Below are 25,226 nucleotides of genomic sequence, written 5' to 3'. Positions count from 1 at the left end.
CCACTACAGTCCTATCTTTTGATCGAATGCAGAAGAATAGTCTCCGTATCTTAGCCATCCATGATTAATTAGATTAATTTGCCCCCCATCTGGATGAAGATTCCTTTGATTAATAAGCTTGCTAAATTGTTGATGTTTTTGCCGTTGACCATCTCGATAGAGTTGCAATGCCTGCTCGAGAGATAAATTCGTTAAACCGCCCTTATCAAGGTTATCAACCTGAAGATTACTGAGCGCTAATAATTCATCATTAAGCCGTGTATAGGCATTGGTGTTTGTCACTAATGCCATTATTTCACTACGATTAGGCCCATATATTGAAGGGTACAGTACTTTTAATTGTGCAAGAGAACGCTCGCTTAAGTGACTAATCATGGTTGGGTCATGATGTAAGCCTTGCAAAATGATTCTTAGTTCAGCGGCTTGCCCCTGCAATGTCGCGGCCGTAGGCGAATAAAATAACGCATCAAAATCCACTTTGTTCTCTGTTAACTCATGGGAAAGATAACGATTTATCTGCACATTGAGTAATGGATCATTAATCGCAATTTTAATTTTATTGGCATCTATCCCTCCAGCCTCGTCCCCAAAATACGCCGCCATATAAGGATGCTCAGTGAGTTGAATTCTATTCACATCAATTTCTTTTAAAGCAATGCGCTCGAGTAAAGATTGCACCTTTTGATGATTAGTTTGGCTAAGCACTGAGCTATCTGAATTGATAAAGGACCTATTATTAGTGGGTACAACGGTTTCACGGGTAAACTGGGTTATGACCGAAGCATTCACGCCATGCTGCTTTAAATGAGCAGATAAATCTGCTGCAAACTGATGGTGTTCAGCACTTGTTGTGAGCGTGTGAGGGCCAATAGAATGGAAGAAAATACTTTCCGGTGACATCACTGGGTATTTTTGTTTTACCGCAACCAACCCTGCTAATAAATTTTGTGTTGGCTTTCTAATAACCTCAGCATCCCCAATAACCGTCCATTTTACGGGCTTTTGGCTTTCAATTAACGAGGGTATCTCGGACTCACCATATTCAATAGTCCACTTTTTATTGTCGACATCCATCTGAAAAATAATGGTATTTTTCTCATTTTTTGCGGCTATTTGTTCTGCTATTTGTCTCCCTTTAGGATCACCGACTACACGAATAACAACAGATAATGGAGCATCTTCAGTGACGACATGAGTCGCTGCAATTTGCTGTATCTTGGTCGTATTCACCATTTTCCATATTGGAATAGATTTCATCCCAAGTTCATTGAGTCGCTTAGAAAAATGACGATGAAAGCTGTCAGGTAAAACACCTTGATGCTGTTTCAATTCGCTAACAAATAACTCATAGGCCTTTGGGTTATATGCCACTTTCTTAATCAAATCAAAATCAAGCTGTCGTGTATCCGCATCTCTAAATGCACCTAGCGGATCAAGATCAAGATTATTATTCAATTGTGATAATGTAATTTCACCACGACGTAATTCATTGATGAAATACAAAGTTGATGAGTTCTTATTTATTCTGACTTGCTGGGTATCAGTATTAAACTGATAAATAAATTTATACCCTTTCGTGCTGACAGAATCATTACTATCCCCATCAACTTTAACAAACTTATTTCCTAAATAGATGTTTTTAAGTAGTCGATTATAGGCAGTAATTGGCATATTCAAATTATGTTCAGATAATGCTGAGGTTACACTTAATGCGAAATTTTCATTAATTCCACCACGTCCTAAATTACACCCCATTAATACCAGTTTGGATGGTTTAGTATTATTTAGCACTTTCTTTTGTAAATAATGAATCGAATCAGAAAACTGCCTCGCATTCACTTTGGCATATAATGTTGGCTGGTTACTCCCAAAATAATCTCCATGCCCCACCGTTATCCATCTCACTTTTCCAGAATCTAATTTGGAAACATCACCGTACAAAATCTTGTATTGTTTCGTTTTCAAATTGAATTGAATAACCATTGAGTCATCTGGGTGTTTAGAAAATGCATTTGCTACTGCATTTGTTGACGCATCATCCCCCTCAAGCTGAATAATCACATTATAGCTGTATTCTGTTGGCTTTATGGTTCTTGTTGTTTCCGCATCTTGAGCTCTAGCAAGTCGATATTTCAACATTGGGTCTAACCATGTATCAATTGAGTCAGTGGCTAGAGATGACTCCCCTGCTAATAAAGACGCACTATGCTGTTTTAGTCCAGCAAAATAGATATCATCGAATCCCTCATCTAGTTGAGCGATCGGCTTACCAAGAATATGTTCTATTTGTTTATCATAAGCGCTGTCACTTTTGAGAGTCTCGTCATTCCTAAAATGGTCATTTAGATCATTCGCTAAACTTTTCTTTCTTGCTATCTCAATACGCCCTTCAATAAAGCTGTCTGAAATTTTTCTTTTAGGATCAAAATACTGCCCATTATCACCCTCACTCCATTTTTTATTCAAAGGCGCTCGATAACCTTGATTAATCAAAAGCTGTATAAAATTAGAAAGTTGCGCCTCATCATTAATAATGATAGCGCCTTGTTTATTCATAGGAAAATAACTATCAATAGATTCAGATGATCCTAGTAATCTATTTTTTCCCTTTAACTTTTCTGGCAAAAAGAAAGTGAGTGGAAAATTATCTTTCATTATACTGGCAGGGTTCGCATCATCAGAACCATGATGGATTAGCTCCATTCCATCCATTCTATTTAGCTTTTTATTTAATTTATTTTTTATCTCTTTTATTTTTTTATTTGTTATACCGTTATCTCGGCCTTCTTGTTTATTGTATTCAGCTTCATTTACGTAAAGCATTTTTTCACGTGGTGTTAATTCCTCATAATTTAAGCCAGACTTCCAATCATTCCAATTTGGCATTTCTGACACTTTGGCATAATGCTCTAGTTCTGATATTGGAAAAATAATGCTAAAAAGATCATAATCAGCCGTCATCGCTTTTCCGGTTTTCGGATCACCAACAACATAGAATGGTTTTATTTCCCCATCTTCCTGATGATAAACTTGCCAAAGCCCGCCATCTTCGAGGGGCGATTTTTTTAGGTAAAAAGCTATCTCTTTTCCATCAAGTAATGATATTACCTCACTATACCCAAGCCCATTGATACCTCTCGAGGGCAAAATAGCTTTATGCTGTAATAGCTCATTGACTCTTTCAGAGGAAATCTCAAGCACAACGGGATGAGCAACTTCCTCATTAAGGGATTTTTGAATATATTGATTGTATTTATCAACATCCTCCCTCGCTGATTTCTTAGCAAACTGTTGAGAGATGGGAATAAACCCTGAATGAGGTCCCCAATCAGAACTTTTTCCTTTGATAGCTAAACCTTTGCTACTGTAATTTCCTGATTCAATTAAATTTGTTGATTTAAGATCGACAGGACGAATACCAATAATAATATTTTCGTCATTCGCAACTTGATTAATAGAATGTTGATGAGAAGCAGGAATCCCTGAGAGAATCGAAGGTTTCTTGTCTGTTAATGGTTTTAAATGTAAATTAACACTAGTATAATCCTTGCTAATTAAATCTCGTTGATTTTCTTTTATTGATATATTGTTTAATCTACTAACATCAAAATTTTTATCAACCGAATAAACCTTACTACCACTTTGTGAAATCACGATATCCCCTGATAATTCTGATAGTGAATCCAAATTTGTATTGATAAGTGAAGTTAACTCTGTCACATCAAGTATATCGGTATAAATATATTTTGATTTATTTTTTAGATTCAGTTTAACCTTAACAAATTCACTATCAAAAAATAGTTTTTTATATTTTAATTTATTCTCTCTATTTTCATCCAAATAAAGTGTCTCCCCATTCTCAGTGAGGAGTAAAGTTTCCGTCATATGAAGGTCATTAATGTTAATTCCTTTTAAGGTTTTTTTTATAGATTTAACATTGTCGAACTGGCTAAATTCAATCAAAAAATCGTCGCTTTCACTTTTAAATAAGTAAAATCTTGCTCTTTCACTAACATATTGATGAAGAAATTCGCCAAAATTTTTCTGGTTATAATTTTTTATTATCCCTATATTAGGATCGAAGAACATATAATCCCATGACCGAGTTTTCTTATTATATTTAATGGATATTGCCATTGTGTGATTAGGGCTAGAGAACTCAAATAATAGTTGTTCTCTACTCATCTTAGTATGATTTTTTATTTTATCTATAAATTTAGTGACGGTTATTTCTGTTCTAGCTTTAGATCTATCAAAGTAACTATGATGGTAACTATTAAGCTTTATCCCATGATTTGAATTGAATCGTTCTTGTTGATGATAGTTCTCCCACTGAATACTCTTAGACACCATTTCTCTAAAAAAATTGGCATCATCAAGTGTAAAGTCATTTGCTATCACATCTTTTTTACTATGAAATTTTCTATAAAATGACATAAACCAAGGATCTGACAATAGCTCTGCGCCTTTACCTCTCTCAAAAAATACAGGTTCTTTATTAAGTGCATTATAGAAATCATTAATTTTTATTCTTTGCAACTCATACATATAATCAATATATTTTTTGGCCACCTCATTTTTTCGATAATAAATTCCATATGCTATTTTATTTTTTTCAATTGATTTACTCATATAACTTATCAATGAATCCCCCTCTATGGGGTAATCAAATCCTTTATTGAGTAAATCTCCCTCAATGCCCGAATTCATTTCAATGCCCTGAGTGAATATCACATCCCTCATTAATTCATTAAATAACACTGTAGAATGCATCTTTAAGGCTTTATTTTTTACTTTATCAATTGGATTTTCACTTTCAGAGTTACTATTAATTATCAATAGTAACTCATTCATTTTATTAAAATATTTTTCATTTTCATCTATCGTGCTGTAAGCTAAAAAGGCATATGAAAACCCATAACAGTACCCTCCTGAGCTTGCATAATTTATGCCATTGACTGCAGTCATTTTATTTATATTTATTGCATTTTTTCTTTTAAAAAATAATTTCTGCCATTGACTTCTAGTATCAGTAGAATAATTGATAAAGTCTCTCTGATTAAAACTCACGGAAAGATGATTTTTTTTCATAAATTCCCTTTTTTAAAATAGTGATTTATAAAATGATTTAATTACAATTTAAATTAGAACCATATTAAAAATATCAAATAAATAAAAATTAGCTAGATAGACTAAATACAATTAAGACAGACTTTAATATCAATTTATATTAACGCTATTTTATAGACATAAAAAAACCCCTTATCGGGGTTTCCTTATTAAAAAATAATATAAGCCTCTATGGAATAATCACCAAACTGGTAATTCATCCTGCAAGAAAGGATTACTAATCCGTTCATGTCCTAATGTGGACATCGGACCGTGCCCCGGAATAAAGTGGTAATCATCACCGAGAGGCAACAACTTGTTTTTAATCGATGCGATAAGATCTTGATGATTGCCTCGAGGGAAATCGCTGCGCCCAACGCCACCTTTAAACAACACATCTCCCATGGAAATGAGTTTGTCAGCATGGTTCACAAAAACAATGTGACCGGGTGTATGGCCAGGGCAATGCAGCACATCAAATTGAATATTTCCACACGTGATGCTATCCCCCTCTTCTAACCAATGATCTGGTGTGAAATCAGGGCAATCACCGATATAAAACATCGCATTTTGCTCAGCGAGATTTTCAATCCAGAAAGCATCTTCTTTCTGCGGACCATAAATCGGTACACCGAAATGTTTTGCAAGGGGGGCTGAGGCGCCAATATGGTCAGAATGACCGTGGGTAAGTAGGATTTTCGTTAATGTTAATCCGCGGCTTTCAATAGCGGCAATCAGCTTTTCAGCCTCACCACCGGGATCAACAATCACTGCATTCATTGAGGTTTCATCCCAGATAACCTGGCAGTTTTGCATAAACGGGGTTACTGGGATAATAGTATATTTCATCGAACAATCACTCCATAATCTGTGTCACCTATGCACAGATTACCATGTTCTCACTGGACCTGTATCGATATGAATGAAATTGCTTTTCGGATAATAGCCCACACCGCCAGCACTCATTTTTAATGCCGCTTTACGGATGTTACTTAGCTGCAAGCCTTCAATATGGAAATCCATCGCTTGCCCACGGGTATGATAGCTCTGTTTCGCTACACCGGAACTTTTACGACGTAATTCATTATTGGTTTCTAATGAACGGTAACCCGAAATCAGCTGAACAGGTTTATTGGTTCCCATCATCATCTGCAGCAAATAAATTTGGTCAAATAATTTAGGATCAATGGTTTTCACTTTATCGCAGCGATAATCACGGAAAAGGTGATTTAAGCGAGCTAATTCAGATTTATTATAACGGCGACCATCGAAAAATTCGGTCTTTAAAAATTCACCCGTATTTAAATTCTGAAAACGTAAAATTCTTGGGCGTGGCGTACTCATTGCAGCGAATACATGATTAGGTAATAGTCCCAGACCGATTGCGGCTGCACCAATTCCCAACCACTTTCTGCGGTTTTGATCAATCATATCCATAGGTGATAACTCAGGTATTAATTATTCAGTAAATATACATTTCAACTTCATCAGTCTAGCAAAGGATATTTAGCTTTAATGTATAATTATGTAAAGAATTGCGTAAATTAAGGAAAATTCATCACTTTTATGCAAAAAGGTGAGTGAAATCACTTATACGCACCGACTTAAGACGGCCCCAACTCATTGCCGATGATTATATATAAGCACAATGCATTCGATGTGCAAATGAACTAAAACGGAATTATTAGGAAGATTTAGGAATTAATGCAAAAAATAGCATCGAGGAGCCTAAGCCCCTCGATTAATAATCACTATTTTAAAATCGCTTTGATTGCAGGAAGATATTTTTCAGCGTTATCAATACTGCCATCATATTGATAAATATCCGCCCGATATTGCGGTTGCTGATCTTTATCAATCCACGCGGTTTGATAGTATAGATATACAGGAATACGGTCAGGAATATTCACATAACGCGTTGAACCTTCTTTTAATGCCCCATCAATACGAGTCTGTGCCCAACCTGCATCACCTAATAAAATCGTTGCTAACTCGCTCGCTTTATTCACACGAACACAACCAGAACTAATGGCTCGAGCGTTTTTATTAAACAGGCTATGGTTTGGTGTGTCATGGAGATAAATCGCGTCTGAACTCGGCATATTAAACTTATAACGCCCTAAAGAGTTACTTGAGCCTGGCGCTTGGCGAATGCGATAAGGGAAATTTGCAGGTGTAATATTTTCCCAGTCGATTGAATAAGGGTCAATCTCATAGGCATCTTGCCCCCAGCCTGAATAAACCGTATATCCTTTACGGCTAAAGTAGCTTGGATCCATTTTACCTTTCGGTGCAATATCCTTGCGCGCCAAACTGGTTGGCACACTCCAAGGTGGATTAATCACCACATTATTCAATGCACTGCTCATAATTGGTGTTTTACGATCTGCACGCCCAACAATCACTTTCGAATCCAAAATGATGTCGTTATTCAGATAAAAATCCAATGTGTACGCAGGGATATTCACCAAGATTCCTGTACCGCTACTTTCAGGAACAATCCGTAAACGCTGAATATTCAGTGCCATCAGCCCCGCTTTTTGTTTTGGCTGCATATTGAGCCAAACGCGCGTGCCTTTACCAATCACACCATCGGCCTCTAAACCATATTGAAGCTGAAATTTTTTCACTGCATCCACTAAGTCATCACTATACACTCGGGCATTGGCGGTGACTTTATTGATCTCTTCTGGCGGTGCGGATGCATCAACGGCCTCACCGACCGCAGCAGCTTCCAACAATCCATCACGCACTAAAATCTCACGGAGCGTAATGACATCATCGCTGGCTTGACCCGGTTTTAATGCTTTCGTACCCGTAATTTCTAACGTATCTTCTGGTAACGCGAGCTGTTTTAGCATCTCTTTGCGCATCGGTTGATACATCGCGTGTTTCGGTGCTTGAGCCTTCACCCACTCACCCAAACGATGTTCAGATTCAGCCTCTAACCATGGTTTCATTTGTGCCGCGGTCGGTGCGATAATTTTATAAGGGCGGCTGGTGTATAGCCAATATTGCCCCGTCGACTCAACGGAAGACAGATATTGTAAATAACCCAACATAGCGTCGGATAAAATAGCATCTCGCCCCATTTCGCTCAGCTGGCTATTTTCCAATGAAACTAACCATTCGCTAAATTGAGGTTGGAAACCAGCTAAAGCAAGCTCAGCTAATTGCTGTTGAAACTGGCTAATTGCTGTTTCATCTTGCCATAACAATTGCATTTGCCTGTCGGCATAAATTTTCGCCAACTGCTCCGCAAACACCAGTTTAGTTTCTGATGGTAAAGAAGCGTTAAGCTTTTCCAAGCTCTCTTTTGTCGTAACTTTACTCACCTCTTCAGCGACAACTGATTGAGGTTGTTGAATTTCCATACTGCTTTGCTGCGTATTTTCTGCTGTGGAAAATGCCGGGAATTGCATCGCCATCAGCCCACATAATACTGAGATCTGCAGAGCTTTCACTCTTCTCTTTGCCATACATCCACCTTAAAGTTACTACATGGATAACATTATTTTTTTATTATAGTGACACTATTTGATTATATTTAACTCTGAGAAGAATGTTATAGGAATTGACTAATTTTGTCTTTATTGATGAAAAAAGTTATTGAGGTAGGTGATCCGAAATAAGTGCTATTTATAAGACAGTATGAGAAATAGAATTGTTTGCGTTTTCCACCAAAGCTAAACGATATAACATATCAAATATTGACGTTTTTATTCTTTCAATAGAGTTAATTTAATATAAGTTATATTAAATCGCTGAAATGCGTCATCAAGAAATAAACACTATTTTGTTAGTTAAAGGCGAATAATCGCCTTTAACTAACTTGTTATCGAATATTAATATTCTGAGTTGATAACCACTTCCTCACCAAAGCGCCCCGCTTTCGGCAACGGTTGGTAAGAAGAATTTGATGCACGGAGAATACGGATCCCACGAATATCCAACTCATGAGCCGCAGCAATATCCGCATCTGCATCACCATAATAGATAGTTAATTTATGGTCACGCATCCAGCTTACTTTATTATTTTTGCCGGGTTCATCACCAGCAAAAATGACTGGATTCATTTTATCTGCAGGAATTCTTAATCCTTCTTGCACATATTGAGTCACAGTTTCAGTTTTAGTCTGTGTACGGCCTGTAATAAAGTAAACTTTATCACCACGCTCTAAGTGCATTTTAACTAAATCGATGCCCACTTGTTTTGGCATACTGAATTTGTCCCACTCATTATTCATTTTTTCCCAGAATTGAGGGTTTTTCAGATAGCTAAAATCATTTGGGGAGAATTCAAGTTTTCCACGGTAGAAACCAGGGCTTGAGAATAAAACGGTATCATCGATATCAAAGCCGACCGCCATTGGCGCTTTGCCTTCTAAACTCTGTTTAATTTGTTCAACAGAGACCCAATGAACTGGTTGTTGTGCCGCTAATTCCGCAACAGTGACTCCAGTACTGACTGTTTCTGGCATTGGAATTTTGGCTTGAGATGTTGCCGTAAAGCTCAGCGCTAATGCAATTGCACTTAACGTTAGTGTGATTTTCTTCATGTTCGATCCTTATAATAGTTTTATTTCGTGATTAACTCCTCACGGGCTGCAATGATAAAAGTTTTCATTACATAAAAATGAGATTCAAATCTCATTGCAGTCATCTATTAATGATTTAAAGGGAAATGAAGATAATAAAAACAAAGAATCGAGCATGAGGTAATACTGTCCACTTTTCCTTATCTGGCATGTAGAGGTGTTTCACCACCAAGTGCTTGTTAACCACCACAGTCAACAGGCGGTACCAATCAAATCGCTACACACCATGTTCAGTAACTATAATAAAAAAGAGCCTATTGGGATTTAGGCTCTCGCTAATATATGGACTAAATTAGTTAGGTTCTTTTTCTGCTAAATAACGAAGGATAGCGGCGATATTTTTTAAGTTGTAACGCACTAAAATTTCGTTCTCCTTGGCTTTAAGTAAAGCGTCATAATCATCTTCCAACTGTCCTACATCTAACTTAGGCTCATTATAAACATCATAAAGAGCATCTGAAGGAACATTCCAATAAAAATCCGAATCCAGTTTGACACTCTCTATGTCATTCTTTTTCATCTCTTCAAAAATCGAATGAATTGCATCTTCAAGTACATTGAGATTTATGTCCATCTATTGCCCTTTCGTATTATTAATCTGATTTATATTCTTTTGAAACGTTTTAATTTCTTGTTCTAAATGTCTAATTCTTCCATCAATAATCCGTTGTCTAATTTTATCATTAGGTGCATTTTTAAGGTATCCTTGATTATCAAAAGCTTCCGGATTTCGCCTGTAAGCTACTAGTTTTTCTTCATGTGATCTTATTTGCTCCCTTAGCGAATTGATCGACCGTCGATCAGAGACACTCAATTTTCCTTCATTGGTACTATTATCTGGCTCCCAGCCATTAGGCGCCCCCGAACTAGTACCACCTAATTCAACTTTATCTGAATTCGAAAGATCTTTTCCAAGATTAGGATTCTTAACTGCTTTATCCAAATCAGATGCGCAATCAAGGCGTATAAAAAGAGCCTATAAGGACTAGGCTCTTCAATTGAAACTCAAATTACTTCACATAAAGAATTTATAAATAAAAACTTTCAAAATGAGAATAATTCAGTATTATCCTTTATTCTTAAGCGCATCACGCGCTTCAACTAAAATAGATATCAAGTCATCTAATGGCATCTTTGCAATAAAATTATTTGATGAATCAGAACCAAACAATTCAACTTCTAAATTTTCCGTTCCTTTATCTTGATTTATTTCAGCGATCCTTTGCCATCCTAATTGCACTTCTAGTGTCAAATTTTCATATTCCATAGGACTTGAAAAAAATAATTCTAACTTTTTTTCTTTCATTTTTTTACCTTTGGGTCTAATACTGTATTAAATGAACCATCTGCATTATAACGAATACCTTTTCCATTAGGTAAACGATACTCAAATGCACCACCAGATAAATTATTTTTCACTCGCAGTGGATCTCTCAGTACACTTTTTATGAATTGCTCTGCCACAGCATTTTTCTGTATTGGATTACCGGCTAATGGATCAAATATACCATTAGGTCTTCCTGCATGCTTTTCCCACGCTCGTGCTGCCGCTGATAGGCCTTGATTATTAATAGGCTTATTAGCAGATGAAATCAAATAATCTTCTGTAAATACAGTCTGCTCGGGATTATTTCTAAACTTTTCTTCATCTTGAGGCCCCCAGCCATTAGGCGCCCCCGAACTAGTACCACCTAATTCAACTTTATCTGAATTCGAAAGATCTTTTCCAAGATTAGGATTTTTAGCTGCTTTATCTAAATCAGATGCGCAAGCAAATCCAAAGGTGCATTCAAATGTTTCTGCTAGTTTATCGCCAGCAGCCTTAAATTTATTTTCAAGTGCCTGACCAAGATTGCTATTATTTTTTGATTCAAAATCGGAGTTATCTCCATTTGGTAATACTGGAACTCTTCGAACTGGGAGAGAAAAAACACTGCTCTGTGCAATTTCTATTCTACTCAGATTATTTTCATTTACCTTAATTGCATGAGTCAGATCACTATGTGCTTGCTGAATTTGAAGTAAATTCTCTCTTGCTGAGGTATCAAAGAAATCTCCCTTATTATCCCTAGAATCATCAAACTTATCACTTATAAGATAGTCTTTATAGTCTGTCGTATTATACTTTTTTTCTTCAATTCCATTACGATCACTAGTGTATTGTATATAAGGGCTTTTTTCAGGATCCTCAAGAAACTTCCATTCCTCTGTATCTTCGAGACGCTCTAGCATTAATTTTTGTTTTTCAATATGTTCTTTTAGCTTTGTTTGCATCCTTATTCTTTTTTCTTCTGAATCTTTTGAATTAGCAAAAATCGATTCATCAACCTCCAAAATATCGTATTCTGGTCCATATTCAAAAAAAAGACTTTCATCTATTAGTACATGAAAATAAGCCTCTAAGTCACCACGGTTATCCATACTGTGCCCACCAAAACTACTGTTCCATTCATCCCAACCATAATTATCTCTAGGAGGTAGAGGTGAAGCTGTAACAACCATCGTATCTGTATAAAGCATAATTAACATCCTTGTTGTTATTTAAAAACAGCAAAGAAATTAAATTTTAAAATTTTTATAGTCAACTAAGAATGAATATTGAAATTATAATGACTAACTTCTTTATAGAATTAATAAAAATTAAAGTTATTGTCGTAGTAAATAAAAAACCGACACAGTTTCCTATGTCGGTTTTATTATCTAAAAACAAAAATCAATTATTGAGGTAATGCTTGCGGAGCAGGATTATCCTGACCAAAACCTTTCAACCCAACGACGTGAACATGTTCTGTATTACCGGTCACTTTACGCACCAGTTTATATGTGGTTCCTTTCTCTGGGCTAATGTTTTCCGGCGCTGCAATGATTAGCTGCATTTCCAGTCGGTCACATAATTCGAACAGAGTCGCGATAGATTTGGCATCCAAACGCGCCGCTTCATCCAAGAACAGCAAGCGACATGGAATGATATCTTTCGCACGCAGTCGGCGGGCTTCTTCCTCCCAGCTCTGGACGACCATTACTAAGATAGACATCCCCGTACCAATCGCTTCACCTGTTGACAACGCGCCACTTTCTGCTTTTAACCAACCATCGGAGCCACGGTTAACTTCAACTTCTAACTCTAAGTAGTTACGGTAATCTAACAGTTCTTCACCAATGGTTTGCGGCAGACGCTGCCCCATATCCATTTGTGGGTTCAGGCGTTGATACAGTTTCGCCATCGCTTCAGAGAAGGTTAAACGTTGACTCGTAAACAGGTCTTGGTGCAGTTCGCTCTCTTCGGATAGCACACTCAACAATAAGGCGTGACTTTCGCGAATATTCACATTCAGTCGAACCCCTTTAACCTGACCAAATGCCACCGCTTGTAAGCCTTGGTTCAGCATACGAATACGGTTTTGCTCACGCTGGATAGTTTTACGAATGATGTTCGCCACGCTCTTCGAGCTAATTGCCAGTTTTTGCTCACGGGCAGTTAACTCTTCAGTCAGACGCGCTAACTCAATTTCCATCTGCTCAATCGCATCGATTGGATCATCGGTTCGAATAATATCTTGGCGAATACGCTCACGCAGATGTTGGTAAACTGCGATAAAGAACTGAATTTTACGTTCAGGATGTTTAGGATCTTCGGACATACGCAGTACATCACGAAGATGTTCGTTATCTGCTACCGCTAAACGCAACGCTCCTAACGCCTTATCCGACATCGAACGTAAACTATCACCATCGGTATAAGCCAATTCGCGACGATGCAGACGACGCTCAACGCCATTATCTTTTACCAAGCGCATCACCGCACACCAACCTGCTTTCGCCATCACAACTTGCTCACGGATTTGGTAATAATCTTTTTCCAGCTTACGCAGGCGTTTTTGCAAGTTATCCATTTCCGCTTCACATAACGTCAGTTGTTTTTCTAACTGGTTAATGCGGCTACGGTTTGCCATAACAGATTGATGTAATTCATCACGACGAATGCTGGCACGCTCTTGCGCATCAGGATCCGCTTTCACACCCATTTCCTGCATTTCTGCTTCAAGTTCTTTCAACATCTCTTGCTTGGTGTCGAATGAACTGCGCAGCGATGCCAGAACTTGGTGATATTGCGTGCTTTGCGCTTGTTGCTGACGCAATAGCTCACGGGCACGAGTTCTATCTGCTTCTGCATGTTCTAAACGCTGGCGCAGTTTTTCATTCAAGTCCGCATTTTCATTGACCATCCCCGTCGAATCACTGTAGCTAAAGTGCGCGCGACGTTGAGCCACTTCCACCAAGGCAAATGCTTGTTGCTTCGCATTTTGCTGGGTATGTTTCGCCAATTCATAATCTTTACGCAGCTGATCATGTTGCTCAGGATCACTGAGTAATACCGTCACAATCGGCTCTAACTTCGCCAGATTATTACCGTGTTTATTGATGAAATGTGCCGCTTCTTCAGCTTCTGAAAGTTCTTCGCGGATCTCTTCAACGCGATCCACCAGCGTTTCATCCATCAACAAATTCACTTGCGGCAATAAACGGTTTAATGCCAGTAAGTTTTCTTTGCCTTGAGCGAACTGTTGGCGCTGTTGCTGGGTCTGCTCTTCAAATTGGTTCAGTCCACGCTCTAATTCAGTACGTTTTTGATTTAATGTACGAATTTCAGCTTCAGGATCCGCTTCAAATGCCACTGAAATATGCTGACCAATAAAGCGGCTAAATGCTTGATGAGCACGCTGAATTTTTTGCACGTCAAATGACAAGGTCGCATAACGCTCCGCCAATTCATCACGCTCAGCACTCAGTGACTCTAAATGGCTTTCACGGGCAGCTCGACCAAATAACGGTAATTCTGGGTAGCGAGAATAACGCCACTGACGCTCTGATGAACGGACTAATACTGCATTTTCAAACTCTTGAGCATCAAAAACACTGTCATCAAATGAGGATGGATCCCCCTCGATAAAATACACATCATCAGGGCAATCTTGTAAATTTTCTAGCTGCTCGCGAACCACAGCCAAATCTTGTACCACAATACCGTGACGCGCTGGACCGTACAACGCAGAGAAATACGCCGCATCTTCAATAGTAATATCGTCGTAGATTTCAGATAACAGCACGCCATTAAAGCGCTCTGCCAGTGCCAGCATGCGCCCATCTTCGGCACCACTTGGCTGGCTTAAACGTTCGATTTGCTTATCAAGATCTCGACGTTGGGCTGCGACTTCATCACGTTCAACCGTAATTTCCCTTTCTTGCTCAAGAAGTTGCTGCATAAACTCAGTCACTTCAGTGCTATTTTCGAAAGTTTCACCCGATTGTTCATTGAGTTGAGTCAGTGCTTCTTGCGCCATAATCCACGCAGGGGCTTTCGCGGAAAGCTGGCTGATACGCTGACGAATTTGTTCCAACTCTTGGCGCATTTGCATGCGTTTTTCGCCACTTTCATTAACGCCAGTACTTAACTCTTCTTGCAGAATTTCTAACTCGGCCATCAAGGCGTCAAGCTCATCGGGCTCAACACTTTGACCATAACGTTTACAGAATTCGCTCAGTAATTTTTCGGCATTACGCTGGCTATCTAAACGCTGTTGCAATTCAGATAATTGCATACGCAGTGGCTGAACACGCTCAGCTAAATGTTGTTGCGATGACCAGTCACGCAGTAACGAACGCGCTTGTGTATACGCATCCCCACGGCTTACGTCGCCTAACATAGTTTTAACTAGCTGATACGCTTGCTCAAACTGGCTATGAGCTGCATCCGCCACGCTCATTTTTTGCTCTAATGCGAGTAAAGCTTCAGTGGCTTGCTGCTCTTTGGCCTCAAAGGTTTCCAGCCATTCATCGACATTTTCAATGGTAAGGTCAGGCAATTGGCAGAGTTCGCGAGCACGGTTTAAGGCATGAAGAGCTTGTTGATATTGAATCGCACGAGTTTGCTGTACATCAAGCGCTTGCTGGTAATCTGCAAGCTGGTTTTTCAGCTCATCCACTTCAATTTCAGCGGCTTGCGCACGGGCATCAAGCTCTTCGTGTTTCTCTGTGGCTTCCGCGACGACTTCGCTTTGTTCTTCAAGACGATAAGTCAGCTCTTCAATATCGGCTTGGTAGCGGTCAATTTTTTCTTGATGACGTAACGCCGCTTGCACTAGATTTAAGTGGTCACTTGCCGCTTGGTAATCCGCTTCGATTTCCGTCGACGCTTCGTTTTGTTCATTTAATTCACGCGCCATTTCCACACTACGAACTTGTTCAACGCGCAGCTGTTTGCGGTTGCTATACAGTTCGTTACGGGCGGCTAATGCCGCATCTAAGTGAATTCGACGTTCATTTGAGTGGCGCATATAGTCCGCAGATACATAGTCTGTGGCTTCGCTGATCAAATGTTTGAATAAATCACGGTCAGATTGTGTTACGCGGATGGCTTCCAGCGTTAAACGGTTTTCACGTAATGCCGCTTCCATATCTTGGAATGCTTTACGTACGCCACTGTTTTCCGGTAATAAATAATCACGCAGTGAGCGAGTGATCGCGCTGGAAATACCACCATATAAGGAGGCTTCAATCAAACGATAATATTTACTACGGTCGCCCGCTGAACGTAGACGTTTTGGCAGCACACCCAATTCAAATAATACTGAGTGGTAGTCCGTGATCGAGTTAAATTGCTTAAATTGGATGCCTTCTTGTTTTTCTACGCGCTCTTTCAGGTCATTCAACGGAATAACCTTAGCTTGGCGCCCTTCAAACACTTCCGTTAATACTTCCGTTGGCACTGTGGCTAATGGCACGCCTTGGATCATAAACGGTTTGATATCGACTTTTTTATCGCGTCCTGCTACTTGCTGTAAGCGAACACCGACCATAACGCGTTGATGTTTAGAGTTTAAGACATCCAGCACGGCATAACAGACACCGGGACGCAATTTTCCGTGTAGACCTTTATCACGGGAGCCTGAAGTGGCCCCAGCTTCTGTGGTATTACGGAAATGCAGTAATGTTAAGTCAGGGATCATGGCGGTAATAAAGGCCGCCATGGTGGTGGATTTACCCGCACCATTACCCCCAGACAGGGTGGTGACTAATTCATCAAGGTCAAAAGTACGAGCAAAAAAGCCGTTCCAGTTCACCAGCGTCAGTGAGCGAAATTTTCCGCGTTCAATCATTCTTGTTCATCCTCTTCACTGTCAGCCAGATCTTGACTCTCATCCGTTTCGTCTTCATCGCTGTCTCTTAGCGATAATTCCCCTTCAAGAGAGACCGCTTCACCATCACGGATCATGCGTAATTGTGCTTCTTGTGGATTATCGCCACTACGCACATCCGCACCAAAGCGGAATACAGACTCATTAATAATAAATTTGCTGGAGTCATTTTGCAGGAAATAGACCATACCTAAACGACGTAAACGGTTTAAGGAGGTTCTTAGCTTTTCCTGTAATTTTTGTTTATCGAGGTCTGAACCTGTGGAGCGTTGGTTAACAAATTTCAGTAATTTGCTTTCGTCGGCCAGCGACAATAATTCTTCAAACAGCTCTTGAGAGGTAAAGACCCCTTGGTTGGTTAGACGCTCAGGACTCAAATAGAGGTAGCACAGAATTTTACCCACCATCATGTCCAGTTCAGACAAAACAGAACGGGGAATTAAGGTGCTTGAGCGGGGACGCAAATAGAAAAAGCCTTCTGGCGCCCGGATCAGTTCAACATTATAACGAGCATAAAATTGCTCTAACGATTCCTGAAAATCCATTAAAAATGCATGATTATCAAGGTCATCAATACTAATATGGCGACCAGCACGCAGTTGGCTGTCCAGCTCAGGAAAAATAGGGTTAGCTAGTGCTTGAGCCAGTTTAACTGGCATAAATTGTTCAATATTTGTCGATGACATGTGCCTGTACCTTGGCTCCGTGATCATTAATAGCGCGCCATTCTGCCGGTAATCCCGCCAGATCAGCCTCTGCGATACCTAGTTTTACAGCCTGATCGATAATAATACGCGCAACGTCAAAATGGCGTTTCTGCGGGTATTGCGTCAGATAACTCTGTAATACGTGACCGACATCCAGCGGTTTGTTATCCGTTTTATAGAACGCAAGTTGCGCTTCGATTAACGCCGCTAATTGGTCATTAAGTTCACTGAACTCTTCAAATTCTAGATCAGGTGGAAGTTCCCCCATCACCTCTTGATCATGAAGTGCCAGCTCCTCATCACGCATATCAAAAAGCCTATCCGCATTGGCATAGGTGAGTGCCCAAGGGCTATCGAGGTACTGCTGTACAGATTGACGTAAACGTTGGGAAAATATACGGTTTTTATCCATATCAATCGCTGTACGGATAAATTTGTGAACATGTCGGTCATAACCAATCCATAAGTCAATGGATTGCTGCCCCCAGCTCACAATACGGTCTAGCTTGTTTTGCAAATCAAAGATTAGTCGGTCGACCATTTCCGAGAACTGCGGCGCATTCATGTTAGCTTCTTGAATACGTAGTAAGTTTGCCTGTAGCTTATCGCCAGCCGCTTCTAAAGTATCTTGTAATTCTCTTAATGTGCCGGACGTTTCAGAAAGTAGCTGCTCACAGTTAGCAATTGCCGCCTGCCAGTCTTGGTTTAACAGTGCAGCAATATCATCTTTAACGCTGTTTTGTTGCTCATCCATAATTCGCTGTGACAGGTCAATACTGTCAAAAATTTCAGCGACTGAATATTTTAATGGCGCAAAAACATGACGGTGCCAATAAAATTCATCACCACCTTCTTCGGCTGATTCCGCTGCACGTTGTAGCTCTCCCGCCACAATCGATAACTGCATCGACAATCTTAATGTCGAAAATTCGCGTTGACGAATATAGTAATCACTAATGCCAATACCGAGTGGCGTTAGACGATAAATCGCATTTCCTTCGACAATGTCGCTGGCAAAGCGGTTAAATATTTTTTGGCGAACCATGTCATTGATGGCGTTGTTCGCTCTGACTGCCAGTGATTCGGTGGTTTGTTCGAAGCCTTTGCACACTTCTCGAAACGCATCCACCAGCTCCCCTTCACTCATTTCACCGTTAACCCGCTCACTGTTAAGTACTGCGACGGCCAGCAAAAATGCTAGGCGCTCTGCGGGTAGGGAAATCGCAAAATCATTTTTTCGTGCCCAAGACACGAGTTCAGGGACGGTCTGGGAAAAATCACTCATAAATCGTCCTTTTGGGTTTGTTTGCGTGCCATGACATGAATATATCGCCCCATACTGATATAGGGCTCTTCACGACAATATTGTTGTTCAAGCGCCAATAACGCTGGAAAGTCTTTTTGTTGTAATTGTCTACTTTGCAAATAATCATGGAACACTCTGACGCCACTTTTGCCTAAAATATCCATACCACAACCAATAAGCCACTCATCAACCTGTTGAGGGAAAAGCGGGTTCTGTGGCGATAATGAACGTTTGCGACGACGCTGGATATGAGGAGTTGCGAGATGAAAATTACCTAAAATTGCATTACGCATCACCAAGCCATTTGCATTATAGAACATGACAGAAAATATGCCTTCCGGTCTGATAATCTCTGCCAATTGCTCTAATGCATATTTCTGGTCGCTAATCCATTCAAGTACCGCATGAAACAAGACAAAATCAACTGGTTCATCAAGGTGTTGAGCGATATCTTGAACGGCGCAGTGAACAAAGCTGATATTCTCGCTAATTCCTTGTTCATCAGCAAGCACCGATGCCCGTTCTAACATTTCTTCGGATAAATCGCAAAGAATAACCTGATGACCCATTGCGGCTAATTGACGAGAAAAATGCCCTTCTCCGCCGCCCGCATCTAATATACGTAATGTTTGGCCTTGAAAATGCGTTTCCAGTAACTGGGTAAGATCTTGCCAAACTACCGCTTCGCGAATTTTTCCTTTTGTCGTTCCATAAATATTTTTTGCAAATTTATCGACAATATCATCAAAGTTGCGGTCTGCCATCTGCGTTCCAGTTACCTATCATGAGTTATTTACAGCATATCAAAACCAGGAATTATAACAGATAATCTAGCTGTTTTTGCATAGTACTTTATTTTGTATCCGATTTATTTTGCATAGCATTTTATTACTGATGCAGCTACATTTGACCCTATTCGCTTACATTATCTTCATGACAGGCTTTCTATGTTATTTCTGCTTAAAAAATACCTTGGCTCGCTGTTAATGCCTCTGCCCTTATTATTGATTATTGGGGTAATTGGGCTGATTTTATTATGGTTTACCCGTTGGCAAAAAAGTGGAAAATCCTTAGTGACATTAAGCCTTGTTATCATCGCGCTATTAGGGCTACAACCTATTTCTGATAGGTTACTGGCGCCCGTTGAAGGCCCGTATGATAAACGTTATGAGCTTATCACCACCAATCCACCTAAAGAGATAAAGTATATTGTGGTTTTGGGAGGTGGATTTACCTATAACCCTGATTGGAGTCCTAGTTCGAATTTGCTCAGTAACAGCTTGCCTCGAGTCACTGAAGGGGTACGTCTTTATCTGCAACATCCAGGTAGCAAATTGATTTTTACTGGAGGTAAAGCCAGTAGCCCAATCAGTAGCGCTGAAGTCGCATCTATGGTCGCTCAATCTTTAGGGGTTCCAGCGACAGATACAATCCCGCTAACCGAACCGAAAGATACGCAAGAAGAGGCGTATGAAGTGGAAAAAATTATTGGTAAGCAGCCGTTCTTGTTAGTGACCTCAGCGAATCATTTACCCCGCGCGGTGAAAATGTTTACCAGTCGTGGAATGCAGCCTTATCCAGCGCCAGCCAATCAATTGGTGATCACCAGTGATTTGAATCCTTGGGAGCGTTACATTCCTTCCGCATTCTATTTTAGTCACAGCGAACGAGCATGGTATGAGCTCATTGGTTCAATTTGGTGGCACTTAAAGCCCGATAATACCCAGACAATTGAAGATAATCAGGCCGAGTAAAACAAAAGGGGAAACTTATTCAGCTTCCCCGTGTTTTATCAGACCATTATTCACACCGGAAATTATGGCTGAAATTCTTGTCTTACCAATTCAAGATCTTCTGGTGTATCCACTCCTGCGCCTGGTGCTTTTTCAGCAACCGCCACATGAATTTTTTCACCATACCAAAGCACGCGAAGCTGCTCTAGCATCTCGATTTTCTCTAATGGGCTGGCATCCCAAGCGATATAACGGCGAATAAAACCCGCGCGATAAGCGTAGATACCAATGTGACGCAAGAAAGTATCACCAATAGTCTCTTTGCTCTTTGCAAATTGGTCTCTATCCCACGGAATTGTCGCTCGAGAAAAATAGAGCGCATAACCGTCTTTGTCCATTACCACCTTCACTGCATTCGGATTAAAGGCTTCTTGTGCACTATGAATGGGGACGGCGAGTGTTCCCATATTTGCCTGACTACCTTGCAAATTATGAGCGACTTGGCGAATAATTTCAGGTGGGATCAGCGGTTCATCACCTTGCACATTGACAATAATTTCATCATCGGAAAAGCCGTAAGTGTCAATCACTTCAGCCAAACGTTCCGTACCAGATTGATGATCGGGGTTAGTCATACAAGCTTCCCCTCCCGCTGCAATGACCGCGGCAGCGACATCTGGATGGTCAGTTGCAATAATGACTCGGCTAGCACCTGATTTAATCGCTTGCTCCATGACTCGAACAACCATCGGTTTACCGTGAATATCTGCTAAAGGCTTACCCGGTAATCGTGTTGAAGCGTAACGCGCAGGAATAATGACGGTAAACATAGGATTACAGTCCTTCGTCTAAAGCAACTTTACGCGCTTCGTTCTCAAGTAAAACGGGGATGCCATCGCGAACAGGAAAGGCGAGATGATCAAACTTGCAGATTAATTCGAGGTTTTCTTTGTTGTAACTTAGTTTGCCGTGACAGGATGGGCAAGCAACAATTTCAAGTAAACGGTGATCCATGTTTTCTCCCAAATGGATTTAAACTCACTTGGCGTCAGGATATCACATGCAGGTATCACCGTTAACTCTATTCTTGCTTATTAAGATCTCCTGCGAAGAATGAGAGGATAGTGCAGGAGAAATATTTATGTTAAGAATTCAATTAGTAAGCGATAACGTCTCTTGCCGTTATGCCATCTGAATTACGAGTAACAGAGAACTCGACGTTTTGACCTTCAGATAAAGATTTGATTTTTTTATTCGCAATTGATTTGGTTGTTACGAAGATATCATCGCCACCATTACGAGGTGAAATAAAACCGTAACCTTCTTTTGCGTCAAACCATTTAACTTGGCCCATATGTAATTGAAAATTCATATTGAAACTCCTTCTTGTTCCGAGAACAATTTTTTATATTTGTATCATTACTCTCTACACGTTATTCCATTTATTTTGCTGAACTATTTATTTCGATCAGTTCATTCTGACCTATCTATTCAAGCCAATCTATTAACATAATTAAGAGTAATTAACTTAACCAATTTATGCATCAAATGTTTATGCATATCTTATAACGACCCAAGTGTAGGTTTCAGGCACCACACATTTACCGTGAACTTAACAGTCTATTTTGACATTATGATGACAACACGAAATAGTAGAGTAAGTAGTGTATTGCGAGGATAAGTGACTAACTCAAGAACGGGTCGTAAAATTAAAGCTAGCAAATAATCCACTTATTAATGTATTGCAACTTGGTACATAATAAGTAGATCTGCATCACATTGCAGGTATTATTATCTGAAATTAATCCTAAAAGCAAGCGGTTTTATTTCAGATAAGTGATTTTATTTCACTTAAGATTCGTTTTTCGCCTATTTTATCAAACTGCGCTTCCACAGGAAGATACCACCAATTGTCCTGTGCGAAGGAATGACATTTGACCGCATCCTTTTCAGTCATTAGCAAATTTTGATTTTTTTCTGCTAAAGAAACGAGTTGCTGCTGGCTATAAGCTTGATGATCGGAAAACGCATGGGTATTAACAAGCGTTAATCCCTTGCTTTCTAAAGAAGAGAAAAAACGAGGTGGATGACCAATTCCCGCCATCGCAACCACATTGTTAAGCTCAGTGACCGAGCATTTTTCACCTGAAATGAGGTTCACTGCCATATCCCCTTCTAGGGACATCAGTGTTTCATTTGCGTTAGGAACACCACCATTTACAATCAAGGCATTGACTGTTTTTAATCGCCCTGCACGTTCACGCATTGGCCCCGCAGGTAACCACCAGCCATTACCAAAACGACGCTGCCCATCAATGACGACAATTTCATAGTCACGTTGCAATGCGTAATGCTGTAAACCATCGTCTGTAACAATAATATCTAATTGAAAATTATCGAGTAATGCCTTAATTGCATCACTACGCTTTGGTGCCACTGCAACAGGCGCATGAGTGCGATGATAAATTAAAACTGGCTCATCGCCTGCAACTGCCGTGGTTGTCGTCTGGTCTAGTACTAACGGATAATGGTCAGACTGCCCGCCATATCCACGAGAAACAACCCCAACATGAACACCTTGTTTCATGAGCGATTCAACTAGCCAAATAACCACAGGGGTTTTTCCATTTCCCCCTGCCGTTAAATTCCCTACAACCACAACAGGTACAGGGGCTTTCCATGAGCGAAGAAGTCCAGTTTTATAGCCGATATGACGTACTAACGTTATCAATCCATACAAAAAGGATAACGGAAGCAACAAAATATAGAGCCATGACTTACCGGACCAAATTCGCTCAATCATTCTTAAATTGGATCCTATGTAATTGCGCGTATGCCCCATTTTGGGCTAGTAGCGTTGTGTGGTCACCACGTTCAATGATATGCCCATCTTGTACAACCAAGATTTGATCCGCATTTTCAATAGTGGATAAACGGTGAGCTATCACAAGCGAAGTTCTATTCTTCTGCAATTCGTCTAACGCGGCTTGAATTGCACGCTCTGATTCAGTATCTAATGCTGATGTCGCTTCATCTAAAATCAAGATTGGCGCATCACGTAATAATGCACGAGCAATCGCAATACGTTGACGTTGACCACCGGAAAGCATCACGCCATTTTCACCAATCATCGTATCTAAGCCTTTATCCAATTTTTGGATAAAGTCCATGGCGTATGCCATTTCTGCAGCTTTTTCAATTTCTGCTCGGCTATAACGCCCGTCTGTCGCATAGGCAATATTATTCGCAACAGTATCATTGAATAAATAAACATGCTGAGATACGAGAGCGACTTGGCTTCGTAAAGATTCTAAGGTGTAATCACGAATATCATGACCATCAATACGGATACTGCCTTTATCGATATCATAGAAGCGGGTTATTAAGTTAGCGATGGTGGATTTACCGGAACCTGAACGCCCCACTAAAGCAACTGATTTACCAGCAGGCAGCGTAAAAGAAACATCCTCTAGTGCGGGATGCTCTTTGGTTTGATAAGTAAACGTCACTGAGTCGAACTCAATATCACCTTTCACTTGAGTCAGAACTTTCGTTCCTTCATCTTTCTCTTTTTCAGTATCTAAAATCGCAAATAACGTTTGGCATGCTGCCATTCCGCGCTGGAATTGCGCATTCACGTTAGTTAGAGACTTAAGTGGGCGCATTAACGCAAACATGGATGAGAAAACGACACCAATCGTACCTGGTGATAATTGCTCTTTAATTTCAGGGAAACTTGCTGCGTACAAAACAAATGCTAATGCAAAAGAGGCAATCATCTGAACAATAGGGTCAGAAATAGCGGAGGCGCTAACCATCTTCATATTTTGACGGCGCATATTATTGCTGACTTTATCAAAACGTTCAGTTTCAACTTTCTGACCACCAAAAATAAGGACTTCTTTATGCCCTTTAAGCATCTGCTCAGCGCTCGTCGTCACATGCCCCATACCCGTTTGCATGTTTTTGCTGATTTTACGAAAACGCTTAGAAACAACCCGAATAGTGATAGAAACGACTGGCGCAATAGCGATCAAAATTAATGATAATTGCCAGCTGTTATAAAACATAATACCAAATAACGCGATGATATAAGTGCCTTCGCGAATAATGGTAATGAGAGCACCGGAAGCCGAAGATGCGACCTGCTCTGAATCATAGGTAATACGCGATAATAAAGTCCCTGTCGATTGCTGGTCAAAATAGCTCACCGGCATTCCCATCATATGACCAAATAATTTGCGGCGCATACTCATCACTACTTTTCCTGACACCCAAGAAACGCAGTATGTAGAGACGAAACTTGAAGATCCACGCACGACCATCAAGCCCAAAATTGCCAGTGGTAACCACTTCAGTGTGTTGTTATCCGCTTTACCAAAACCGTCATCTAATAATGGTTTCAGTAAAGAAATCATAAACGCATCACCTGCGGCGTTGATGATAAGAGCAATTGCTGCAACAACTAATCCAATTTTAAAAGGCGCAATGGTTGGCCATAGGCGCTTAAATGTTTGCTTTGTCGATAGGTCTTGATCATTCATGCTTTTATTACCAGACTTAATGTAAGCGCACTA

Annotated in this window: 19 protein-coding genes; 1 reads left to right on the top strand and 18 read right to left on the bottom strand. The window is 40.0% G+C overall.

The window, feature by feature from the left end:
• Positions 1-3: 3 nt before the first annotated feature.
• The 13 genes from QS795_RS05615 to cmoM all read right to left on the bottom strand — a co-directional run bounded on the left by QS795_RS05615 (position 4) and on the right by cmoM (position 19,680).
• The gene (locus QS795_RS05615) at positions 4-5,091 is read right to left on the bottom strand and encodes an anthrax toxin-like adenylyl cyclase domain-containing protein (RefSeq protein ID WP_286272744.1); all 5,088 of its coding nucleotides are present in this window, start codon (positions 5,089-5,091) and stop codon (positions 4-6) included.
• 219 nt (positions 5,092-5,310) lie between these two features.
• The gene (locus QS795_RS05610) at positions 5,311-5,958 is read right to left on the bottom strand and encodes an MBL fold metallo-hydrolase (RefSeq protein WP_132494500.1); all 648 of its coding nucleotides are present in this window, start codon (positions 5,956-5,958) and stop codon (positions 5,311-5,313) included.
• A 39-nt stretch (positions 5,959-5,997) separates the two neighbouring features.
• A complete protein-coding gene (mepK, locus tag QS795_RS05605) occupies positions 5,998-6,546 on the bottom strand; it encodes a peptidoglycan L,D-endopeptidase MepK (RefSeq protein ID WP_286272740.1) in 549 nt (182 codons plus the stop codon).
• A 314-nt stretch (positions 6,547-6,860) separates the two neighbouring features.
• Positions 6,861-8,588, bottom strand: coding sequence for a L,D-transpeptidase (gene ldtD / locus QS795_RS05600; protein WP_286272738.1), 1,728 nt, complete (start codon positions 8,586-8,588; stop codon positions 6,861-6,863).
• 366 nt (positions 8,589-8,954) lie between these two features.
• Positions 8,955-9,668 carry an acid phosphatase AphA gene (aphA, locus tag QS795_RS05595; protein ID WP_154604241.1) on the bottom strand — a complete coding sequence of 238 codons (714 nt, stop codon included), beginning with the start codon at positions 9,666-9,668 and terminating at the stop codon, positions 8,955-8,957.
• Positions 9,669-9,999: 331 nt separating this feature from the next.
• Entirely contained in the window at positions 10,000-10,281 is a 282-nt protein-coding gene (locus QS795_RS05590) for a hypothetical protein (RefSeq protein WP_154604242.1), read from the bottom strand.
• Positions 10,282-10,650, bottom strand: a complete 369-nt coding sequence (locus QS795_RS05585; RefSeq protein WP_286272735.1) for a hypothetical protein — start codon at positions 10,648-10,650, stop codon at positions 10,282-10,284. It abuts the gene before it with no gap.
• A 123-nt stretch (positions 10,651-10,773) separates the two neighbouring features.
• Entirely contained in the window at positions 10,774-11,013 is a 240-nt protein-coding gene (locus QS795_RS05580; RefSeq protein WP_286272734.1) for a hypothetical protein, read from the bottom strand.
• Positions 11,010-12,227 carry a Contact-dependent inhibition of growth factor CdiA gene (locus QS795_RS05575; protein ID WP_318627017.1) on the bottom strand — a complete coding sequence of 406 codons (1,218 nt, stop codon included), beginning with the start codon at positions 12,225-12,227 and terminating at the stop codon, positions 11,010-11,012. Before QS795_RS05575 ends, QS795_RS05580 begins: the two co-directional genes overlap by 4 nt.
• 197 nt (positions 12,228-12,424) lie before the next feature.
• Positions 12,425-16,864, bottom strand: coding sequence for a chromosome partition protein MukB (gene mukB / locus QS795_RS05570; RefSeq protein WP_132494494.1), 4,440 nt, complete (start codon positions 16,862-16,864; stop codon positions 12,425-12,427).
• Complete coding sequence (mukE, locus tag QS795_RS05565) at positions 16,861-17,589, bottom strand: chromosome partition protein MukE (protein ID WP_036951742.1); 729 nt, start codon at positions 17,587-17,589, stop codon at positions 16,861-16,863. The genes mukB and mukE overlap by 4 nt, the downstream gene beginning before the upstream one ends.
• Positions 17,570-18,895, bottom strand: coding sequence for a chromosome partition protein MukF (gene mukF / locus QS795_RS05560; protein WP_132494492.1), 1,326 nt, complete (start codon positions 18,893-18,895; stop codon positions 17,570-17,572). Before mukF ends, mukE begins: the two co-directional genes overlap by 20 nt.
• On the bottom strand, positions 18,892-19,680 hold the full coding sequence (gene cmoM / locus QS795_RS05555) for a tRNA uridine 5-oxyacetic acid(34) methyltransferase CmoM (RefSeq protein WP_108478905.1): 789 nt from the start codon (positions 19,678-19,680) through the stop codon (positions 18,892-18,894). The genes mukF and cmoM overlap by 4 nt, the downstream gene beginning before the upstream one ends.
• 183 nt (positions 19,681-19,863) lie before the next feature.
• On the opposite strand from cmoM, the gene elyC reads away from it, so the two are divergent.
• A complete protein-coding gene (gene elyC / locus QS795_RS05550; RefSeq protein ID WP_286272726.1) occupies positions 19,864-20,670 on the top strand; it encodes an envelope biogenesis factor ElyC in 807 nt (268 codons plus the stop codon).
• A gap of 62 nt (positions 20,671-20,732) precedes the next feature.
• On the opposite strand, the gene kdsB is transcribed toward elyC, so the two are convergent.
• From kdsB to msbA, 5 genes are all read right to left on the bottom strand, one after another.
• Positions 20,733-21,479 carry a 3-deoxy-manno-octulosonate cytidylyltransferase gene (gene kdsB, locus QS795_RS05545; RefSeq protein WP_154639096.1) on the bottom strand — a complete coding sequence of 249 codons (747 nt, stop codon included), beginning with the start codon at positions 21,477-21,479 and terminating at the stop codon, positions 20,733-20,735.
• Positions 21,480-21,483: 4 nt separating this feature from the next.
• Positions 21,484-21,663, bottom strand: coding sequence for a Trm112 family protein (locus QS795_RS05540; protein WP_036951756.1), 180 nt, complete (start codon positions 21,661-21,663; stop codon positions 21,484-21,486).
• Between the two features lie 142 nt (positions 21,664-21,805).
• Positions 21,806-22,021, bottom strand: coding sequence for a cold-shock protein (locus QS795_RS05535; protein ID WP_036951758.1), 216 nt, complete (start codon positions 22,019-22,021; stop codon positions 21,806-21,808).
• Between the two features lie 456 nt (positions 22,022-22,477).
• Positions 22,478-23,452 carry a tetraacyldisaccharide 4'-kinase gene (gene lpxK / locus QS795_RS05530; RefSeq protein ID WP_318627012.1) on the bottom strand — a complete coding sequence of 325 codons (975 nt, stop codon included), beginning with the start codon at positions 23,450-23,452 and terminating at the stop codon, positions 22,478-22,480.
• Positions 23,445-25,193 (bottom strand): lipid A ABC transporter ATP-binding protein/permease MsbA, encoded by a 1,749-nt coding sequence (gene msbA, locus QS795_RS05525; RefSeq protein WP_154639094.1) that lies wholly within the window; start codon positions 25,191-25,193, stop codon positions 23,445-23,447. Before msbA ends, lpxK begins: the two co-directional genes overlap by 8 nt.
• Positions 25,194-25,226: the final 33 nt, after the last annotated feature.

The sequence above is a fragment of the Providencia zhijiangensis genome, from assembly GCF_030315915.2.
GTDB classification, from domain to species: Bacteria; Pseudomonadota; Gammaproteobacteria; order Enterobacterales; family Enterobacteriaceae; genus Providencia; species Providencia zhijiangensis.
Note: the sequence above shows the minus strand (reverse complement) of the source record. Positions and strands in the feature narration are given on the sequence as shown.

What these genes read in the sequence shown, in the direction of transcription:
- QS795_RS05615 (WP_286272744.1), bottom strand. Translation starts at nt 5,091, where the DNA reads ATGAAAAAAAATCATCTTTCCGTGAGTTTTAATCAGAGAGACTTTATC.
- QS795_RS05610 (WP_132494500.1), bottom strand. Translation starts at nt 5,958, where the DNA reads ATGAAATATACTATTATCCCAGTAACCCCGTTTATGCAAAACTGCCAG.
- mepK (WP_286272740.1), bottom strand. Translation starts at nt 6,546, where the DNA reads ATGGATATGATTGATCAAAACCGCAGAAAGTGGTTGGGAATTGGTGCA.
- ldtD (WP_286272738.1), bottom strand. Translation starts at nt 8,588, where the DNA reads ATGGCAAAGAGAAGAGTGAAAGCTCTGCAGATCTCAGTATTATGTGGG.
- aphA (WP_154604241.1), bottom strand. Translation starts at nt 9,668, where the DNA reads ATGAAGAAAATCACACTAACGTTAAGTGCAATTGCATTAGCGCTGAGC.
- QS795_RS05590 (WP_154604242.1), bottom strand. Translation starts at nt 10,281, where the DNA reads ATGGACATAAATCTCAATGTACTTGAAGATGCAATTCATTCGATTTTT.
- QS795_RS05580 (WP_286272734.1), bottom strand. Translation starts at nt 11,013, where the DNA reads ATGAAAGAAAAAAAGTTAGAATTATTTTTTTCAAGTCCTATGGAATAT.
- QS795_RS05575 (WP_318627017.1), bottom strand. Translation starts at nt 12,227, where the DNA reads ATGCTTTATACAGATACGATGGTTGTTACAGCTTCACCTCTACCTCCT.
- mukB (WP_132494494.1), bottom strand. Translation starts at nt 16,864, where the DNA reads ATGATTGAACGCGGAAAATTTCGCTCACTGACGCTGGTGAACTGGAAC.
- mukE (WP_036951742.1), bottom strand. Translation starts at nt 17,589, where the DNA reads ATGTCATCGACAAATATTGAACAATTTATGCCAGTTAAACTGGCTCAA.
- mukF (WP_132494492.1), bottom strand. Translation starts at nt 18,895, where the DNA reads ATGAGTGATTTTTCCCAGACCGTCCCTGAACTCGTGTCTTGGGCACGA.
- cmoM (WP_108478905.1), bottom strand. Translation starts at nt 19,680, where the DNA reads ATGGCAGACCGCAACTTTGATGATATTGTCGATAAATTTGCAAAAAAT.
- elyC (WP_286272726.1), top strand. Translation starts at nt 19,864, where the DNA reads ATGTTATTTCTGCTTAAAAAATACCTTGGCTCGCTGTTAATGCCTCTG.
- kdsB (WP_154639096.1), bottom strand. Translation starts at nt 21,479, where the DNA reads ATGTTTACCGTCATTATTCCTGCGCGTTACGCTTCAACACGATTACCG.
- QS795_RS05540 (WP_036951756.1), bottom strand. Translation starts at nt 21,663, where the DNA reads ATGGATCACCGTTTACTTGAAATTGTTGCTTGCCCATCCTGTCACGGC.
- QS795_RS05535 (WP_036951758.1), bottom strand. Translation starts at nt 22,021, where the DNA reads ATGAATTTTCAATTACATATGGGCCAAGTTAAATGGTTTGACGCAAAA.
- lpxK (WP_318627012.1), bottom strand. Translation starts at nt 23,452, where the DNA reads ATGATTGAGCGAATTTGGTCCGGTAAGTCATGGCTCTATATTTTGTTG.
- msbA (WP_154639094.1), bottom strand. Translation starts at nt 25,193, where the DNA reads ATGAATGATCAAGACCTATCGACAAAGCAAACATTTAAGCGCCTATGG.